This is a genomic window from Mitsuokella sp. AF21-1AC (assembly GCF_003458855.1).
In the GTDB taxonomy this organism is placed as follows: Bacteria; Bacillota; Negativicutes; order Selenomonadales; family Selenomonadaceae; genus Mitsuokella.
In genome coordinates this window covers 1-3390 of sequence record NZ_QRVW01000055.1, presented here as the reverse complement: position 1 = coordinate 3390, position 3390 = coordinate 1, and the positions used below count along the sequence as shown (strand labels likewise).

The 3390-nt window shown below is 56.4% G+C and carries 2 protein-coding genes; both read left to right on the top strand.

Going from position 1 to position 3390, the window contains the following annotated elements:
* Nucleotides 1-873 (top strand): autotransporter outer membrane beta-barrel domain-containing protein (locus tag DWX75_RS11830; RefSeq protein WP_147671631.1); only part of this gene is annotated, 873 nt, incomplete at its 5' end.
* 97 nt (nt 874-970) lie between these two features.
* The coding region (locus DWX75_RS11825; protein ID WP_147671629.1) for a hypothetical protein at nt 971-3390 on the top strand (2420 nt) is incomplete at its 3' end.

Sequence of the window (3390 nt, the reverse complement as noted above, 5' to 3'; positions counted from 1 at the left end):
GGCGACGATGTATACGGCATGTACCGCCATACCCTGGATACGCTTCGCCAGCGCCGCGGCAATCTGCGTCAGCGCGACAAGAAGGAGGATGCCGATGGCATCTGGGTGCGCGACCGCGGCGGCAGGATGACGGGCGATGGCTGGGACAGCAAGTACAATATCTTCCAGCTGGGCTATGAATACAGTGAAAATCCGACGAACGTCTATGGTTTCTTTGGCGAACGTGGCATTGCTTCGCCGGACTATAAGACCGGTACGGGCAAAGAACATACCCTGGCAGGCGGGGTGTACGGCACCTGGTTCGGCCATCATGGCTCGTATACGGATGTCGTGGCCAAACTGGGCCGGGATGATTCCCATATCACGACGTTCGGTCCCTATCCGGATACGGCCGATTATCGCACGAGGGAGCAGAGCTTGAGCGTGGAATACGGCAAGACCATCTATCGCGGCAAGAAGCGGGAATTCTTCCTGGAGCCGCAGGCTCAGTTCGTCTGGGGTCATTTCAACGACACATCCTATACGACGTCCCGCGGGACGCATGTGGAACGGGATGCCTTTAACAGTGCCATCGGCCGTCTGGGCATTGTCCTTGGCAAGACGCACGACGAGGGACGTCACCCGTTCGATTACTACCTGAAAGCGTCCCTGCTCCATGAGTTTGGCAACGGCCAGGATGTACACATGCGCGCGGCAAATGGGGAATCCCTGGATACGAGCGTCGACTACGGGGAGACCTGGTACGAAGTCGGCTTCGGCGGCACGTACCGCCTGAGCCCGTCCGCCACGATGTATGCCGATGCGGAGCGTACCTTCAGGAGCGATATCACAACGAAGTGGCAGATCAATGCCGGCCTGACCTGGCAGTTCTAAGCTGGTTTTACGTGAATCAATGGCTTTGCTTGTGGAATGAATGGGAAAGAATGGACGGCACAGAGCCGGGGAAATTCGCGAAAGAGAGAGGATTCTTATGATGAAAAGAAGATCGAAAAGACAGTTGGAAACTGCCCTTTTGTTGGCGGTAGCGGCTATGAGCAACTGGGGATATGGAGAAGCCGCATCATCGGTAATCGACCAGAAAGATCAAGTGATTGCTGATAACGTTGATGCCACAGCGACAAATCCTGCGGGCAGCAACACTACATTGGCGGCATTAACTGTGTCGTCAGCGGCCAGCGGCGGTACGGTGAAAATCAATTCCCCGTCCATTACCGGGACTTTTACCAGCGAGTGGACTCTGACAGAAGCAGACCAACAGACCGCTGCGTTGGGACTCCGGATCCAAAACGGATATACAGGGACTGTAGAAATCGGTACCGGCACGCAAATCACCCTGAATGGCCAGGGAAATAATTTTTCCGGCAGTGCCCTGGGAATCCAGAGCAGCACGGCCCAGGTGCAGCTGGGAGATGGGGTGGGGCTGACCTATACCTACAGCAACCAGGGCATCGGAACCGGCAATGGGAACCTGCAGAACGGCAGCGCCCTGTACAATGCTGGGGGAACCGTATCCACCGGAGAGAAGCTGACAGTCCGGGCTGATACGGGGGTAGCCGGAGATACGAATACGGTGGGCTTGTTCAACACCCGGGGAGGCAGCCTGGCCGTGGGGAACCAGGCGGATATCCAGGTGCGGGGCATGGTGATGCAGGACAAAAGTGAGATTGTCTATGGCATCCAGAGCGGGAAAGCAGACGAACAAAATCAGAGGAATACCCTGAAACTGGGCAAGGACAGCCAGGTGAAAGCGGAAATGGATAGGACGGGATCCACTTCAAAAGGGTCTCTGTCCGCCATCCAGCTGTGGCATTCCGATTTTGAACTGGGTGAGAATCTCCAGACAGAGACCCTGCTGAAAGGGTGGACGAATACAGTCAGTGGGCTCGGTTTCCATGATGCCAAAGGAACCATCGGTGCGGGACTGCACAATCAGGTGGAAACCAAAACCATGGAGAACGGAACCGCTTCCTATGAGATTTCCCTTGTGGGAATCAAACTGGACCAGAAGTCCCAGGTCACCCTGGGAGATGGCAGCCAGAATCAGGTCACGGTCGGGGCAAATGGGAGCAGTCTGGTAGCCGGTATGCAGATTTTGGATGGGTCTGTGCTGAATCTGGGCAGCGGCAGCCGCACGGAAGTGAGTGTCCAGGGAACGCCATGGAAGGGCAATTCCGGCCTGGTGATAGGAGCTGATGTACAGGATGAAGGAAGTCTGCTGAAGGGCGGTGATGGCACGACCATTTCGGTTGCTCATGATGCAGACAACAAGGTGGAAGTGAAGGGTTTATCTGCCCAGAACAAGGGCAGCATCCAGCTAGGAGCCCATACCACGCTCCAGGTTTCTTCCGCCCAGGCTTCTGCCCAGGGAATTTCTGCCGTGGGCGGAACCGTGGAACTGGGGAATCAGGCTTTTCTTACGGCAACTGCAGGGGAAAGTGCAGTGGCAGAAGGAATCTTTACCCAACAGGAAGGGAGTAAAGCCACCCTGGGAGACGGGGCTCAAGTGAAAGTCACTGCCAAAGAAGGGGCTATGGCCATCGGTGTGTATGCAGATAAGAGCGGGGAAAACCAGATTGGTACGGGAGCTGTCCTGACGGCTGCTTCGGAAGCTGACAGCAGCATGGCCCTGGCCGCCACCGGAGGCACGAACCGGATTGGAGACAGCGCACGGATCCAGGCCAGCAGCCAGAGCGGTACTGCTTATGGAACCTACGGAAAATCTGAGGGCACGAACCAAATCGGGGATAGTGCCCAGATCCAGGCCAGCAGTCAAAGCAGTTATGCTTATGGAACCTATAGCGATGTTGGTGGGGAAAATGTCCTTGGAAAAGGAGCCGTTGTTTCGGCTTCTTCTGAAACCGGGGCGGCTACGGGCATTTTTACCAGCACCGACAGCCATACCCTGGCCGGGGATGGGATTACTGTCACGGCAGCTGGCAGCAAGGGCATCGGGGTATACAGCGAACACCAGGGGGTGGCGAATTTCCTGGGCGCTGCCCGGATTTCCGGCGGACGGTATTCCCTGGTCAGCTTGGATACGGGCAGCCTCATCGATTTGGCGGCAGATGGCACCAAGATCATCGACGGCAATATGATGGCCCGGTATGGTGGCGCTGTGGATGTGCGGATGAATACGGGGGATTCCCGTTTTACCGGGGCTTCTCTGGTGGCAGATCCGGGCAGTGAACTGAATCTGGATATGTCGAACGGGGCGCAGTGGAACATGACGGGAGGCAGCTCAGTCACGAATCTCACGCTGAACAGCGGGGCCGTGGTGAATATGACGGCTAATCCAGATTATCAGCAGCTGACTGCGGAAAATTTCAGCGGCAATGATGGCACGTTCTACATGAAGACGGATCTTGACAGCCAGACGGACGGGGACAAGGT